This window comes from Streptomyces triticagri, assembly GCF_003429565.1.
Taxonomy (GTDB): Bacteria; Actinomycetota; Actinomycetes; order Streptomycetales; family Streptomycetaceae; genus Streptomyces; species Streptomyces triticagri.
The window spans coordinates 162,614-176,759 of sequence record NZ_QUAK01000149.1 but is presented as its reverse complement, the minus strand read 5'-3'; the positions used below and the strand labels follow the sequence as shown (position 1 = coordinate 176,759).

Genomic DNA, 14,146 nt, shown 5'->3' with positions numbered 1-14,146 from the left:
GGATTGGCCCTTCTCGACCATTCTCGTCAACTGGGGGCAGACATGGCGCTGTTCGGCAACGCGCACACGATCGATCCGGCCAAGGCGCACCACGAGTACGCCAAGCTGCTCGGCCAGGGCGAGCAGGTGCACGCGGCGTATCTCCTGATACGGGACACGATCCTCTTCACCGACCGGCGTCTGATCCTCGTCGACAAGCAGGGGCTCACCGGCAAGAAGGTGGAGTACCACTCCATCCCGTACCGGAGCATCACGCACTTCGCGGTGGAGACCGCCGGCCACTTCGATCTCGACGCGGAGCTCAAGATCTGGATCTCCAGTTCACCCACACCGGTGGAGAAGACCTTCACCAAGGGCGTCGACATCTATGAGGTGCAGGCGATCCTCACGCAGTTCGTCGCGCGCTGACCCACGGGAGGCGGCGCGGCCGGTCACATCGCCCGACGCCGGCAGCAGCTGACGCACTGCCGCGCGTACGGCAGGATGTCGAGCCGCTCGACCGGGATCGGTCTGCGGCAGTCCTCGCACAGGCCGTACTCGCCGCGCTCCAGGCGCGCGAAGGCGGTCTCGATGTCCTTCAGGACCCGCCGGATCGACTCCCGCTGCGCCTGCACGAAATCGTGCTCGGCGTCGCGGGCCTCCTCGTCGATCACTCTCAGCTGGGCCAGCCGCGCATCGCGCTCGTGCTCGAGGATCCGGCGGATCTCTTCCACCGCGAAGCGCTCGGGCCGGGGTTCGGGGCCGACCATGTCCAGGGACATTCGATCGCTCCTCTGCTCCTGTGGGGTCGGGGCGACCCCGATGCCCAGCGTGGACAGCCCGCGACCGGACCGCCATCGGGGTCAGGCCCCATTTCCCGGGGGCCGCGTGGTGTAGACGCGGCAGGCACCCGGGCCGTTCCGGTCAAGGTCGTCGTGGGCGGGCCCGGACGCCGCACGCGATGTGCCATGGTGGACCGGGCGAAGAGGGCGGTGTGAGCGGGGGTGGCATGAGCGGCGGTCCGGTGCGGGCAGGTCTCGACGCGGCCCCGGCACGTCGGGCCGGGCTCCCGAAGAGCGCCCGGCTCCTGTGCGTGACGCTGCTCGCGATCCTCGGCGTCCTGCTGCCCGGCCGGACCGAAGCGGGCACGCCCGTGGCATGGACCGCGGGGCACGGCGTCTCGGCGCCGGTGACCGCGCAGGGCGCGGACCGTGCCCCCTCCTCGTTCCACCTCGACGCCTCGGTGACTTCCACCGACTCCTGCGTCACGCCCCGCGCGCACCGAGGCGTCCCGGCCGAACACCCACTGGCGCACCCCGGCGGGGTGACCACGGCCGGAATTCTGCTGCCGCGGCCACCGACGGCCGGGCGGCCGATGCCCCGTGCCCCGGACACCGCGGCCGGCCGGCCGCTGTCGACGGCCTGCTCCGGCCGTGCACCACCCCTTCCCACCGGCATCTGACGTCCCCTTTGCCGAAATGCCGCCCCGGCACACCCGGGCGCGGCGCCATGCCTGTGGGAGGCATCCCTTGACTCGCGCCATCCGGCTGCGGGCGTTCTTCGCCCTGGCCGTGCTCGCCCTGTCCCTGTACGTCACCGTCACCGTGCCCGCCCGTCTCGGCCTCGATCTGCGCGGCGGCACCCAGATCGTCCTGGAGACCCGGGACACCCCTGAGGCCGAGGCCGACGGCGAGGCCACCGACCGCACCCTGGAAGTACTGCGCCGTCGCGTCGACGCCCTCGGCGTCACCGAACCCACGCTCGCCCGCTCCGGCGACAACCGCATCATCGTCGAACTCCCGGGTGTGCAGGATCCCCGGGAGGCCGGGGAAGTGCTGGGCAAGACCGCTCGACTGACCTTCCACCCCGTGCTCGGCACCGCGGAGCGCGACGAGGTCACCCCGGGCGGGGCCGGCAAGGACGACAGCCGGCAGAACGACGGCCCGAAGGACGGACTCGTCCTGCCCGACGAGAACAAGCAGCCGCTGCGCCTCGGCCCGTCCGGCCTCGACGGTCGGCATGTGGAGAGCTCCGAGGCCCGGATCGACGCGGAGGGCGGAGCGGGCTGGTTCGTCTCCGTGGACCTGCGGGGCCCGGGCGGCGACCGCTGGGCCGAGCTGACCGGAAAGGCCGCCTGCGCCCCGGGCGGCGACCCCACCCGACGGGTGGCGATCGTCCTGGACGACGAGGTGATCTCCTCGCCGCAGGTCGACGGCTCCGTGCGCTGCGGCGCGGGAATCACCGGCGGCTCCACCCGTATCACCGGCAGCTTCAGTCAGCAGGAGGCGCAGGATCTGGCACTGCTGATCAACGGCGGGGCGCTGCCCGTACCCGTGGAGACCGTGGAGCAGCGCACGGTCGGCCCGACGCTCGGCGCCGCCGCGATCGAGTCCAGCGCCCAGGCCGCGGTGATCGGGATCGTACTCACCTCGCTGTTCATCGGGGTGATCTACCGGCTGCTCGGCGGCCTGGCCGCGATCGCGCTGGCCTGCTACGGAGTGGTGTCGTACGCGGCGCTTGCCGCTCTGGGCGCGACCCTCACCCTGCCGGGGCTGGCCGGTTTCGTGCTCGCGATCGGTATGGCGGTCGATGCGAACGTGCTGGTCTTCGAGCGGGCCAGGGAGGAGTTCACCGGCGGCCGGGCCAGTCTGCGGTCCGCCCTGGCCAAGGGGTTCCGGAACGCCTTCAGTGCGATCGCGGACTCCAACATCACCACCCTGATCGCGGCGGGCCTGCTGTTCTTCCTGGCCTCGGGGCCGGTCCGCGGCTTCGGGGTCACGCTCGGCATCGGGGTCATCGCGTCGATGTTCAGCGCACTCGTGATCACCCGCGTGCTCGCCGAGTTCGCGGTGGCCAGGCCCGCGCTGCGGCGCAGGCCGCAGCTCAGCGGCATCGCGAACGCCGGACGGGTCAGGCAGTGGCTCACCGGGCGCGCACCGGACCTGATGCGGCACGGGCGCCGCTGGCTCGCGCTCTCGGCGGCGGCGCTGGTGCTCGCCGTCTCGGGCATCGTGGCCAAGGGGCTCGACTTCGGGGTCGAGTTCACCGGCGGCCGGCTGCTGCAGTACTCGACCGGCTCAGCGGTGGACGCGGACCGGGCCCGCGATGCGCTCGCGGACGCCGGGTTCCCGCAGGCGGTCGTGCAGACCTCGGGCGACGCGGACCTCACGGTACGCACCGGACAGCTCTCCGACTCCGAGGAACGGAAGGTCACTTCGGCGATCACGGAGCTCGGCGGCAGCGGCACGGACAAGCTGCGCGACGAGCTGATCGGGCCGAGCCTCGGCGAGGAGCTGCGGCGCGGTGCGCTGATCGCGCTCGGGGTGGCCCTGGCCGGTCAGCTGCTCTATCTGTCGGTGCGCTTCCGCTGGTCGTACGCGGCGTCGTCGGTGGTGGCGATGGCGCACGACGCGCTGATCCTGGTGGGTGTCTTCGCCTGGCTCGGCAAGCCGGTCGACGGGGTGTTCCTTGCGGCGCTGCTCACGGTGATCGGCTACTCGGTGAACGACTCGGTGGTGGTGTTCGACCGGGTGCGGGAGTTGCTGCCGGCCGGCGAGAAGCGGTCGTTCCGGTCCGTCGCGAACCAGGCCGTGCTGCAGACGGTGCCGCGCACGGTCAACACCGGCATGGGGGCCGTGTTCATCCTGGCCGCGCTCGCCGTGCTCGGGGGTGATTCGCTGCACGACTTCGCGCTCGCCCTGCTGATCGGCATCGTGGTCGGGACGTACTCGTCGATGTTCACGGCTGCGCCGCTGGCCGTCGAGTTCGAGTCGCGCCGAGGGCGGCGCGGCTGAGGCAGCAGCCGTCGGAGGCGTCCGGGGCAGTCGTGGGCAGTCGGAGGTCAGGAGCGGCGGCGTGGCTTGCCGCGCCTGGCCCCGGGCTTCGCCCCTCGCTGCGCGGTACGTCCGGGATTCGCGGTACGGCCGGTGGGCCTGCCCGAGCCGCGGCCGCCGCTCTTGGCCGTGCTTCCCTTGCCGGCGGCGGACTTGGTGCCGTCCGAGCTCTGCGGGCGTCCTCGGGTGCTGTTCACCGTACGGCCGCGGACGATGCCGATGAGGTCCTCCACCCGCTCGTCGTCGCTGTCCTTCGGCCAGGACAGGGCGACTTGTGAGGTGGGCGCGTCGGAGACCGTGCGATACGTGAGGTCCTTGCGGTGGTGCAGCCGCGCGAGCGACTGGGGCACCACGAGCAGACCGATGCCGGCGGCGACCAGTTCGATCGCGTCGGCCGTGCTGCCGGGCCGCTCGAAGGCGGGCTCCCCCGGCGGCCGCTCCCAGCCGAGTGTGTCGTCGAGGGGGTGCAGTACGACCTCGTCGGCGAGGTCCGCGCAGGTGACCTCGTCGGCCGCGGTGACCAGGTGGTCCTTGGGCACGACGACGACGGTGGTCTCGGTGTACAGCGGGATGGCGTGCAGCCGTTCGGTGTCCACCGGGAGCCGCAGGAGAGCGGCCTCCGCCTCGCGTCCGAGTAGCGCGTCCGGTGCGTGCCGCGCGCTCACGGTCTCCAGGACGAGCTCGGCGTCGGGCAGCCGCTCACGCCAGATCCGCGCCCATTTGCCGGGGGTCGCGCCCGGGACGTAGGCGAGCCGGAAGGGGGGAGGTACTGCGGTGCCTGTCACCTCGCCAGGCTACCGGCCGCGGTCGGGGCGGCCCGCGCCGTGCAGTGGTCGGACCTCGGCCACCGCCCGTGGTCGGCGGCGTCCCGTCGGCTCGTTACCCTGGAAGGCATGACGTCGCAGCAGACCTCCCAGTCCATGAAGCCCGCAACCGCGGCGAAGAAGCTGGGTGTGTACCTCCAGGCCACCCCCGCCGAATTCCAGCAGGGCACGGTCGCACGCGGCGAGCTCAACGCCCTGCAGAGCGACCCGCCCGAGTGGCTGCGCGAGCTGCGCCGCACCGGCCCGCACCCGCGCCCCGTCGTGGCCGCCAAGCTCGGTGTCTCCATCGCGGGTCTCGCGCGCGGCGGCGTGACCGAGGCGCTGACCACCGAGCAGATCGACGCGCTCAAGGCGGAGAACCCCGACTGGCTGCGGCGCGAGCGCTCCACCCAGGCGGACGTCCGCAAGGAGGCGGCGCGCCTCAAGGAGAAGAAGGCGCAGCAGCCGGACGGTTCCGCCGGCTCCTGATCCTCAGCCGCTGTCCGGCGACCTCACCCGCTGCCGGGCCGCGCGCCGGTGGCCTCGTCCGCCGTGGGGCGCGGCCAGGGTGCTCCCTCGAGGCGTTCGATGTCCCCGTTGAAGCGGCGCAGATACGCGGCGAACTCGGCGACCTCGGCGGCCGTCCAGTCGGCGAGCACCCGCTCCAGGCCGCGCGTGTAGTGCGCACGGTCGCCCTCGAGCCGGCGCCGGCCCTCCTCGGTGATGGCGAACTTGCGGGCGATCCCGCCCTCGGGGTCGGGGATGCGCTCGACCACCGCGGCGCGGAGCATGGCCGCGGTCTGCCGGTTCAGCGTCGAGGCGTCCAGACGGAAGGCGGCGCTCAACTCGCCGATGGACATGGGCCCTTGCACATCGATGCGATTGAGCAGCAGATAGGCGCTGCGGTCGAGACGCCCGTCCGCGTTCCGGGTCCGCGAACTCGCCAGGTGCGAGTGCCGCCCGACCAGCATGGTCTCGAATTCGATCAGGTGCGTGGGCTTGTCCATGTCGACCATCTTCCCAATCCCGTCGCGCGGCCCGGACGGCACCGCTCCCCGTCGCTGCACCCCCCACCTTCATGTGCAGGATACATAGGGCATGTACTCTGCACATGAAGTGCACGCCGCGGCGTACTCAGTGCCGCGTACGCCGGACTCCGTGCACCCGTGACGGAATTGCAGGGAGACGCATGTGAACGGTTCCAAGGCCGATGTACGCCCCGGCGGGGTGGTCGGCGTCCTCGCCTTCGCGGGCATCGTGGCCGCGATCATGCAGACCTTGGTGGTGCCGCTGATCGGCGATCTGCCCCGGCTCCTGGACACCTCGGCGTCCAACGCCTCCTGGGTCGTCACCGCCACGCTGCTCTCCGCGGCGGTGGCCACGCCTGTCGCGGGCCGGCTCGGCGACATGTACGGCAAGCGGCGGATGCTGCTCGCCTCGGTGGTCCCGCTGGTCGCGGGATCGGTGGTCTGTGCCGTCTCGTCCTCGGTGGTGCCGATGATCGCGGGGCGCGGTCTGCAGGGGCTCGGCATGGGTGTCGTACCCCTGGGAGTGAGTCTGCTGCGGGACGTCACACCGCCCGAGCGGCTCGGCTCCGCCATCGCCGTGATGAGCGCCTCGATGGGCGTCGGTGGCGCGCTCGGGCTGCCGTTCGCGGCCGCCGTCGCGGAGAACACCAGCTGGCGGGTGCTGTTCTGGGTCACTGCCGGGCTCAGCCTGGCGGTCGGCGCGCTGATCCTGACCCTGGTCCCGGCGGGCCGGCCCGGCACCGGCGCGCGCCGCTTCGACGTCGCGGGGGCGATCGGCCTCGGAGCCGGCCTGATCTCCCTGCTGCTGGCGGTGTCCAAGGGGTCGGACTGGGGCTGGTCGAGCGCCACCACGCTCGGGCTGTTCGCGGCGGCCGTCGTCGTACTCCTGCTGTGGGCGCGGTGGGAACTGCGCTGTGCGGAGCCGCTGGTGGACCTTCGGGTCACCGCACGGCCTCAGGTCCTGATGACGAACGCCGCCTCGGTCCTGGTCGGATTCGCGATGTACGCCCAGTCCCTGGTGGTGCCCCAGCTGATGCAGCTGCCGGAGGAGACCGGCTACGGGCTCGGGCAGTCCATGCTGGCGATGGGCCTGTGGATGGCGCCCGGCGGCCTGATGATGATGGCGCTCTCGCCGCTGGGCGCGAAGCTCAGCGCGGCCCGCGGCCCCAAGGTCACGCTCGGCGTGGGCAGCCTGGTCATCGCGGCGGGTTACGGGATCTCGATGTTCCTGATGGGCTCGACCGCCGGACTGCTCGTGGTGACCGTGGTCTGCAGCGGCGGCGTGGGCCTGGCGTACGGGGCGATGCCCGCGCTGATCATGAGTGCCGTGCCGCAGCAGGAGACCGCTTCGGCCAACAGCTTCAACACCTTGATGCGCTCGATCGGCACCTCCGTGGCCGCGGCCGTGATCGGTGTGGTGCTCTCGCAGCTGACGACGGACTTCGGCGGACATCTGCTGCCGTCCGAGAACGGCTTCCGCGCCGCGATGCTGATCGGCTGCGCCGTGGGGCTGCTCGCCTCGCTCGTCGCGTTCCTCATCCCGGTGCGCCCGGCCACCGCCGAGCAGCCCGGGAAGAGTGCTCCGGAGCCGTCCGTCACCAAGGCCTGACGACCACAGAGGCCTGACGACCCCGGGGAGTCGGGGGTACGGCACGGGCCGTACCCCCGACCCGCTCGGCTCAGCCGAGGTCGAACCGGTCCAGGTTCATCACCTTGTCCCAGGCGGCGACGAAGTCGGTGACGAACTTCTCCTTGGCGTCGTCACTCGCGTACACCTCCGCGACCGCGCGCAGTTCGGAGTTCGAGCCGAAGACCAGGTCCGCCCTCGTGCCCGTCCAGCGGACCTCGCCGGTGGCGGCGTCCCGGCCCTCGAAGGTGCTCTGGTCCTCCGTGGTGGCGTGCCACGTCGTGCCCAGGTCAAGGAGGTTGACGAAGAAGTCGTTCGTCAGCGAACCCGGAGTCGTGGTGAGGGCACCGAGCGACGACTGCTTGAAGTTCGCCCCGAGCACCCGCAGACCGCCGACCAGGACAGTCGTCTCGGGGGCGCTCAGGGTGAGCAGGTTGGCCCGGTCGAGCAGCAGGTGCTCGGCCGGCAACCGGTTGCCCTTGCCCACGTAGTTGCGGAAGCCGTCGGAGGACGGCTCGAGCGCGGCGAACGACTCCACATCGGTCTGCTCCTGCGTGGCGTCCACCCGGCCCGGGGTGAAGGGCACCTCGACGGTGACCCCGGCGTCCCGTGCGGCCTGCTCGACGGCCGCGCCGCCGGCCAGCACGATCAGGTCGGCCAGCGAGACCTGCTTGCCGTCCGTACGGCCCGAGTTGAACTCTCCCGCGATGCCCTCGAGGGTGCGCAGGACGGTCGCGAGCCGCTCCGGCTCGTTGACCTCCCAGCCGCGCTGCGGCTCGAGGCGGATGCGCGCGCCGTTGGCGCCGCCGCGCTTGTCGCTGCCGCGGAAGCTGGAGGCGGACGCCCAGGCGGTCGACACCAGGTCGGACACGGTCAGGTCGGAGGCGAGGACCTGCTCCTTGAGCGCGGCGATCTCCGCGTCCCCGATCAGCTCGAAGTCCCGGTCCGGCAGCGGGTCCTGCCACAGGAGCACCTCGGACGGCACCTCGGATCCGAGGTAGCGCACCCGCGGCCCCATGTCGCGGTGGGTGAGCTTGTACCAGGCACGGGCGAACGCGTCGGCGAACTCGTCCTGGTTCTCGTGGAAGCGCCGCGAGATCTGCTCGTACGCCGGGTCGAAGCGCAGCGAGAGGTCGGTGGTGAGCATGGTCGGGGCGTGGGTCTTCGACGGGTCGTGCGCGTCGGGCACGGTGCCCTCGCCGGCGCCGTCCTTGGGCCGCCACTGCCAGGCTCCCGCGGGGCTCTTGAACTGCTCCCACTCGTAGCCGAAGAGGATGTTGAAGAAGCTGTTGTCCCATGTGGTCGGGGTGTCGGTCCAGATGCCCTCGAGGCCGCTGGTGATCGCGTCGGCGCCCTTGCCCGTGCCGTGCGTGTTCGGCCAGCCGAGGCCCATCGCCTCGATCGGCGCGGCCTCCGGGTCGGGTCCGACGCTCTCCGCGGGGCCGGCGCCGTGGGTCTTGCCGAAGGTGTGGCCGCCGGCGATCAGGGCCACCGTCTCCTCGTCGTTCATCGCCATCCGGCGGAACGTCTCGCGGATGTCGCGGGCCGCGGCGATCGGGTCCGGATTGCCGTTCGGGCCCTCGGGGTTGACGTAGATGAGGCCCATCTGGACCGCGCCGAGCGGGTTCTCCAGCTCGCGGTCGCCGGTGTAGCGCTCGTCGCCGAGCCAGGTGGTCTCCGGGCCCCAGTAGACGTCCTCGTCCGGCTCCCAGGCGTCCACCCGGCCGCCGGCGAAGCCGAAGGTCTTCAGGCCCATGGTCTCCAGGGCGACGTTCCCGGTGAGGATGAGCAGGTCGCCCCAGGACAGGCTCTGGCCGTACTTCTTCTTGACGGGCCAGAGGAGCCGGCGGGCCTTGTCCAGGTTGCCGTTGTCCGGCCAGCTGTTGAGCGGGGCGAAGCGCTGCTGGCCGGTGCCGGCGCCGCCGCGGCCGTCGCTGATCCGGTAGGTGCCGGCGCTGTGCCAGGCCATCCGGATCATGAACGGTCCGTAGTGGCCGAAGTCGGCGGGCCACCAGTCCTGGGACGTGGTCAGGACCTCGGCGATGTCGCGCTTCACGGCCGGCAGGTCGAGACCGCTGAAGGCCTCGGCGTAGTCGAAGTCCTCGCCGAGCGGGTTGGCCACCGCCGGGTTCTTGGCGAGGATCTTCACGTTCAGGCGCTCCGGCCACCACTGCCGGTTGCCGCCGCCCTGGGTCGGGTGGGGCGCGCGCCCGTGCGCGACCGGGCAGCCGCCGGATTCCTCGGTCTTGGGGTCGGTGACGATCGCGTCGTGGTTCTCAGTCATTGGGTATCCCTCGGGACTGTACGGATCACGCTCTTTGACTCACGCTGTCTGCAACTGCGCTGCGTGGACCGGTGGAACACCGGGGCATCGGCCCGAGCGGGTGACCGGGCTCCGGTGGTGCTTCCGCCTCTCGGCCCTTGGCTGTCGCTGGCGCCGATCCTACGATGGACCAAGTCCAAGTCAATATGACGCACAGACCGAGACGCACCGAGCGATACGGAATCATTCCATGGACGAGGCACAGGAAGGCTCGTGGTCATGAGCGACCTGCTGGAACGGCTTCGCGGGCGCGGCTGGCGGGTCACCGCACAGCGGCGTGTGGTCGCCGAGGTCCTGGACGGCGACCACATCCACCTCACCGCGGACGAGGTGCTCGAGCGCGCCACGGCGAGGCTGCCGGAGATCTCCCGGGCCACGGTCTACAACACACTCGGGGAACTGGTCACGCTCGGCGAGGTCGTCGAGGTGACCACCGACGGCCGGGCCAAGCGCTACGACCCGAACGCACACCGGCCCCACCAGCACCTGGTGTGCTCGGGCTGCGGGATCATCCGTGATGTGCACCCGGCCGGCGATCCGCTGGCCGATCTGCCGGACGCCGAGCGCTTCGGCTTCGACGTCTCGGCCGCCGAGGTCACCTACCGGGGCCTGTGCCCGGACTGCGCCCGGGGCTGAGCTCAGGCTCCGGTCTGGTCGGTCTCGTCGGTCTCGTCTTCCTCCGCCCCGGTCTCCGGGACGAGACCTGCGGCCCTGATGCCCGCGACGGCGGCCCGTTCGTCGTTCAGCGAGGTGTCGCCGGTCGCTCCCACCGCGCCGAGCAGCCGCCCCTGTGCGTCCCGTACGAACACGCCGCCCGGCACCGAGAGCACACGGCCGCCCGCCAGGGCCGCGACCGAGGTGAAGAAGTCCGGTGCGGCTGCGGCCCGGCGGCCGATCTCGCGGTTGTCGATACCGAGGCCCAGTACGCCCCACGCCTTGGCGACGGCGATGTCCGGGCGCAGGAGTCCCGCGCCGTCCTCGCGCGCCAGGCTGACGAGCACACCTCCGGTGTCCAGGACGGCGAGGGTGAGCGGCTCGAAGCGCCGTGCGCGGGCGAAGTCGAGTCCGGCCTGCACGATGCGGTTCGCCTGGGCGAGGGTGACGCTCATGTCGGGGTTCCCTTCGACGGATCTGTGGTTCGGTGTGGCGATGAGTCGTCAAGTCGACGAATCGATGGGTCTGTTAGACGGTCGTCGCGCCGCGCTCAGCGTGCCGCCGCTCCCGAGCGGGCCTCCGCAAGGAGGGCGCGTACGGCGACGAGCGCGGATTCGAGGGCGCCCTGGATCCAGGCGTGCGCGACCGACAACTGCTCGCCGGCGAAGAAGATCCGGGGCCGCGGGGCCGGATGCGGGGCGCCGAGGTCGGCGAGGTAGCGGGCGTGCTGGCCGGGAGCCAGGTAGGCGAACGCGCCGCCGGCGATGCCGGGTTGCTCGTCCCAGTTCCAGTGCACGATGTCGTCGACCGTCGCGGAGATCCCGGGGTGCAGTGCCTCCAGGGACTCCAGGACGAGTCCGGTGCGGTCCTCCTCCGGGAGCGCACCGAAGCGCCGGGCGTTGCCCTCCCACAGATAGGCGCCGGTCAGGACGGCGGGGCCGTGCGACCGGTCGGGGTCGACCGCCACCCAACTGTCGCCCTGTGCACGGGCGTTGTCGGACGGGTACCAGGCATGCTGGATCGGCAGGTCGGTGACGCTGCCGCCGCCGTGGATCCCGTCGGCGAGCTCCCAGGTCCTGCGGTTCACATGCACCAGCGTCTTGCTGCTGCTCGCGTAGTGGATGCCGCGGACCGCCTGCCGCTGTCCGGGCGGCAGTGCGGGGTCGAAGCGGATCCGGTCGAGCGCCGGCGCGGGCAGGGCGCACACGGCCCAGTCGTGGTGGTCGTCGAACCGGCCGCCGAGGCCCCGGCCCTGGATCCGTACCCCGTCGGCGTCCGTGTGCAGTCGTTCGACGTGGGTGGAGAGGTGGACGGTGTGCGGCGGCAGGCTGCCGGTGAAGGCGGAGACCAGCGCGTCCATGCCGTCGGTCAACTCCAGCTGCGCCACATGGAAGAGACCGAAGTAGTCGACGAGTACCTCCAGGAGCGAGGCGTGCTCGTAGTGCGCGAGGCCGGTCGCCTGGCCGGCCAGGTCCCAGGCCCGCGGGCTGAGCCGGCTGCTCGCGTACTGCCACAGGGAGGTCTCGGTGAGGGCCGCGACCTCCGGGTCGTCGATCTCGCCGGCGAGCACCGCCTTGTGCTGCTCGCGGCGCAGTCCGTACCAGACCCGGTGCAGCAGCTCCTCCAGGAGGCCGAGCGGATCGCGGTCCTCGGGGCCGCTGAGTCCGTAGCGGGCGGGCAGGGTGTGGGCGTCGCGGGCCCTGACCCGGCTGCCGCGCAGATGGAGCCAGGCGTCGGGGTTGGCGTTGACGAACGGGCGGGTGGCGAGGCCGAACCGTCGTACGTAGTGCAGGGTCGTGTGGTGGTTGGCGGGCAGTCGCATGGCGCCCAGTTCGCCGTGTGTCCCGTCCCAGAACCGGTGGGTGCGGATGCGGCCGCCGGGCCGCTCGCCGCGCTCGTAGACGGTGACATCGAGGCCGCGTCGCGCAAGCTCGTGGGCACAGGCGAGTCCGGAGATACCGCCGCCGACGACGGCGACCCGGCCCGGGGGTCCGGGCCGGGCGTCCGCCAGGTCGGCCGGGAAGCGGAAGTGCTCGTCGAACGGGCTGCTCACCTCGGTGGGAGACATGCCCGAAACGCTAGTGAGCGGCTTGCGGCCGATGGTGTAGCAGGCATGTCAGTCGCATGAAACCGTCGGCGGCCGCCGCCGCATCCGGCCGGTGCGCACGGCGGCGCTGCTCGATGCCGTCCAGGTCCAGCTGTCCGCCGAACTCCGGACGCTCGGTCAATCCGCTTGCGTACGCCCAGAGTTGGGTGTGGGCGGCGATACGCCGGACGGTTTCAGGATCCAGGTGCGGACGGTGCACCGTGTCGAGCTGTACGAGGGTCGCCCACAGCTGGATGTCGGCGAGGCCGAGCCCGCCGGTGGTGATGTACGCATGGCTGGTGAGCCGGCCCTCGAGTACGGCCAGCACATCGAGCAAGTCCTCGACGGCGGCGTAGCGTTCGGCGGGATCCGCGCTCCCGGCCCGCTGAGCCGCCCCGTGTACGCGCTCGCAGAGCAGGCCGATCCGTTCGAGGTCCGCCTCCGCGCCGCAGGGGTGCAGCACGGGCCCCGCGTCCCCGAAACGGCGGGCCAGGTCCCGCAGGATGTCGGGGGCGTGCGTGCTGACGATGCGGCCGCTCCAGGCGTCGCTGAGCACGGGTGCGAGGCTCGGGCCGGGGTGGTGGTGTGCGCTCGCCTCGTACAGCGGCCGCAGCGCGAGGTATCCGCCGTCGGGAGCGTCGGGGACGGCGGGCAGCCGGGTCACGGGGAGGGTGTCGTCGAGGCGCAGGAGGCGGTGGACCACGGCGATCTGCAGCGAGTCCGGACAGGACAGGGCGAGGTGCAGGCGGTAGCGGCGCGGGGCGGCGTAGTAGCCGCCGCCCTCCGGATCGCTGCCGATCCTGCTGCGCAGCGACGGTGCGGCGGTCGGGTACGTGGCGGACATACGTCTCCCTGGGGTGCTCGGTCACGGGGCATGCGGGAGCGACGGCACGCGGCGGCATCGGCGCGGCCGGAGGCGCGCACCCCGGGATGCGGTCCGGGGCGCGTGGCGATACGGGTGGAGGTGTCCGGTGGAGGGGCGCGCGGACGGCGCGCGCGGAAGGCGGGCGCGGATTGCGCGATCCGTGCAGGGACGGATGCGAGGGGCGTCAGTGGCGGGCGGTACTCGCTGCGCTGCTGACGCGGAGCAGGTCGATGTGCCGGCGGCTGGTCAGCGGGGACCACGGCCGGACGGTTGCGGCGGTCGTCGCGCCGGGGGCACGGGGGTCACTGTGCTGCACCGTGTCACCGTCCCCTCGCTGCCGCCTTTTCCTACCGTACGGATAGGAATTCCTACCTGGAGTGTGCGACGGGGTGGGTGGCGCGTCAAGAGGCCGTGCTCGGGCAGCCGCCCGTCCGACGTGCCGACTCCGGTGCGAGAAGGGCCTGTTGAGGTGCGTGCGGGTCAGGGGTTGGTCCAGGCGTCCGCGGTCTCGGTGAGGCCCTGCACCTCGGCGGGCAGCTCGGCTGCGGCGACCTGGGCGAGGGTGACCTCGTCGAGGACCTTGCGGACGCTGGCACGGGCGGCGATCCACACCGGCAGGAGCGACTCGGCGGGGCCGCCGTAGGACAGTTCGGGCGGTCGCACGCCGCGCACCGAGACCAGGGGGCCGTCGGCGACCCGTATCACGTCCGCGAGGGAGATCTCCGCGGCGGGGCGGGCGAGTTGGTAACCGCCGTTGCCGCCGCGGCGGCTGGTGACGAGCCCGCCCCGGCGCAGATCGCCGAGGATCCCCTCGAGGAACTTGTGCGGGATGCCCTGTGCCGCGGCGATCGCCTCGGCCTTGAGCGAGGCGTCGTCACCGGCCGCGGCCAGCTCCAGTGCCGCCCGCACCGCATAGTCCGCCCTCGCCGAGATCCGCATACCGCAATT

General features: G+C 72.1%; 14 protein-coding genes. 6 read left to right on the top strand and 8 right to left on the bottom strand.

Annotation, left to right across the window (positions count from 1 at the left end):
- Positions 1-42 precede the first annotated feature (42 nt).
- Positions 43-408 carry a PH domain-containing protein gene (locus DY218_RS25115; protein ID WP_128558421.1) on the top strand — a complete coding sequence of 122 codons (366 nt, stop codon included), beginning with the start codon at positions 43-45 and terminating at the stop codon, positions 406-408.
- Between the two features lie 23 nt (positions 409-431).
- On the opposite strand, the gene DY218_RS25110 is transcribed toward DY218_RS25115, so the two are convergent.
- Positions 432-761 (bottom strand): TraR/DksA family transcriptional regulator, encoded by a 330-nt coding sequence (locus DY218_RS25110; protein WP_128558420.1) that lies wholly within the window; start codon positions 759-761, stop codon positions 432-434.
- Positions 762-988: 227 nt separating this feature from the next.
- Here DY218_RS25110 and DY218_RS25105 point away from each other — a divergent pair, with 227 nt between their 5' ends.
- Together DY218_RS25105 and secD are read left to right on the top strand one after the other, a co-directional pair.
- On the top strand, positions 989-1,441 hold the full coding sequence (locus tag DY218_RS25105; protein WP_128558419.1) for a hypothetical protein: 453 nt from the start codon (positions 989-991) through the stop codon (positions 1,439-1,441).
- A 67-nt stretch (positions 1,442-1,508) separates the two neighbouring features.
- Positions 1,509-3,773 carry a protein translocase subunit SecD gene (gene secD / locus DY218_RS25100; protein WP_407703681.1) on the top strand — a complete coding sequence of 755 codons (2,265 nt, stop codon included), beginning with the start codon at positions 1,509-1,511 and terminating at the stop codon, positions 3,771-3,773.
- A 47-nt stretch (positions 3,774-3,820) separates the two neighbouring features.
- On the opposite strand, the gene DY218_RS25095 is transcribed toward secD, so the two are convergent.
- Positions 3,821-4,597 carry a LysR family substrate-binding domain-containing protein gene (locus DY218_RS25095; RefSeq protein WP_128558417.1) on the bottom strand — a complete coding sequence of 259 codons (777 nt, stop codon included), beginning with the start codon at positions 4,595-4,597 and terminating at the stop codon, positions 3,821-3,823.
- Positions 4,598-4,705: 108 nt separating this feature from the next.
- On the opposite strand from DY218_RS25095, the gene DY218_RS25090 reads away from it, so the two are divergent.
- Complete coding sequence (locus DY218_RS25090; protein WP_128558416.1) at positions 4,706-5,104, top strand: DUF5997 family protein; 399 nt, start codon at positions 4,706-4,708, stop codon at positions 5,102-5,104.
- Positions 5,105-5,127: 23 nt separating this feature from the next.
- Here DY218_RS25090 and DY218_RS25085 read toward each other — a convergent pair whose 3' ends face one another.
- Positions 5,128-5,622 carry a MarR family winged helix-turn-helix transcriptional regulator gene (locus tag DY218_RS25085; RefSeq protein WP_128558415.1) on the bottom strand — a complete coding sequence of 165 codons (495 nt, stop codon included), beginning with the start codon at positions 5,620-5,622 and terminating at the stop codon, positions 5,128-5,130.
- 184 nt (positions 5,623-5,806) lie between these two features.
- Between DY218_RS25085 and DY218_RS25080 the strand changes: the two genes are divergently transcribed.
- A complete protein-coding gene (locus DY218_RS25080; protein WP_128558414.1) occupies positions 5,807-7,252 on the top strand; it encodes an MFS transporter in 1,446 nt (481 codons plus the stop codon).
- 70 nt (positions 7,253-7,322) lie between these two features.
- Here the strand turns inward: DY218_RS25080 and katG are convergent, their stop codons facing one another.
- Positions 7,323-9,554: a catalase/peroxidase HPI gene (gene katG, locus DY218_RS25075; RefSeq protein WP_128558413.1), complete on the bottom strand. Its 2,232-nt coding sequence runs from the start codon at positions 9,552-9,554 to the stop codon at positions 7,323-7,325.
- 258 nt (positions 9,555-9,812) lie between these two features.
- On the opposite strand from katG, the gene DY218_RS25070 reads away from it, so the two are divergent.
- On the top strand, positions 9,813-10,229 hold the full coding sequence (locus DY218_RS25070) for a Fur family transcriptional regulator (RefSeq protein WP_128558412.1): 417 nt from the start codon (positions 9,813-9,815) through the stop codon (positions 10,227-10,229).
- 2 nt (positions 10,230-10,231) lie between these two features.
- Here the strand turns inward: DY218_RS25070 and DY218_RS25065 are convergent, their stop codons facing one another.
- The 4 genes from DY218_RS25065 to DY218_RS25050 all read right to left on the bottom strand — a co-directional run bounded on the left by DY218_RS25065 (position 10,232) and on the right by DY218_RS25050 (position 14,137).
- The gene (locus DY218_RS25065) at positions 10,232-10,702 is read right to left on the bottom strand and encodes a GlcG/HbpS family heme-binding protein (protein WP_128558411.1); all 471 of its coding nucleotides are present in this window, start codon (positions 10,700-10,702) and stop codon (positions 10,232-10,234) included.
- Positions 10,703-10,797: 95 nt separating this feature from the next.
- Positions 10,798-12,315, bottom strand: coding sequence for a flavin monoamine oxidase family protein (locus DY218_RS25060; protein WP_128558410.1), 1,518 nt, complete (start codon positions 12,313-12,315; stop codon positions 10,798-10,800).
- Between the two features lie 10 nt (positions 12,316-12,325).
- The gene (locus DY218_RS25055) at positions 12,326-13,177 is read right to left on the bottom strand and encodes a glutathione S-transferase C-terminal domain-containing protein (RefSeq protein ID WP_128558409.1); all 852 of its coding nucleotides are present in this window, start codon (positions 13,175-13,177) and stop codon (positions 12,326-12,328) included.
- A 501-nt stretch (positions 13,178-13,678) separates the two neighbouring features.
- Positions 13,679-14,137 (bottom strand): RrF2 family transcriptional regulator, encoded by a 459-nt coding sequence (locus DY218_RS25050; protein WP_128558408.1) that lies wholly within the window; start codon positions 14,135-14,137, stop codon positions 13,679-13,681.
- Positions 14,138-14,146: the final 9 nt, after the last annotated feature.

Coding starts and splice junctions, on each gene's coding strand:
- katG (WP_128558413.1), bottom strand. CDS start 9,554: ATGACTGAGAACCACGACGCGATCGTCACCGACCCCAAGACCGAGGAA.
- DY218_RS25055 (WP_128558409.1), bottom strand. CDS start 13,177: ATGTCCGCCACGTACCCGACCGCCGCACCGTCGCTGCGCAGCAGGATC.
- DY218_RS25110 (WP_128558420.1), bottom strand. CDS start 761: ATGTCCCTGGACATGGTCGGCCCCGAACCCCGGCCCGAGCGCTTCGCG.
- DY218_RS25060 (WP_128558410.1), bottom strand. CDS start 12,315: ATGTCTCCCACCGAGGTGAGCAGCCCGTTCGACGAGCACTTCCGCTTC.
- DY218_RS25085 (WP_128558415.1), bottom strand. CDS start 5,622: ATGGACAAGCCCACGCACCTGATCGAATTCGAGACCATGCTGGTCGGG.
- DY218_RS25090 (WP_128558416.1), top strand. CDS start 4,706: ATGACGTCGCAGCAGACCTCCCAGTCCATGAAGCCCGCAACCGCGGCG.
- DY218_RS25105 (WP_128558419.1), top strand. CDS start 989: ATGAGCGGCGGTCCGGTGCGGGCAGGTCTCGACGCGGCCCCGGCACGT.
- DY218_RS25050 (WP_128558408.1), bottom strand. CDS start 14,137: ATGCGGATCTCGGCGAGGGCGGACTATGCGGTGCGGGCGGCACTGGAG.
- DY218_RS25070 (WP_128558412.1), top strand. CDS start 9,813: ATGAGCGACCTGCTGGAACGGCTTCGCGGGCGCGGCTGGCGGGTCACC.
- DY218_RS25065 (WP_128558411.1), bottom strand. CDS start 10,702: ATGAGCGTCACCCTCGCCCAGGCGAACCGCATCGTGCAGGCCGGACTC.
- DY218_RS25115 (WP_128558421.1), top strand. CDS start 43: ATGGCGCTGTTCGGCAACGCGCACACGATCGATCCGGCCAAGGCGCAC.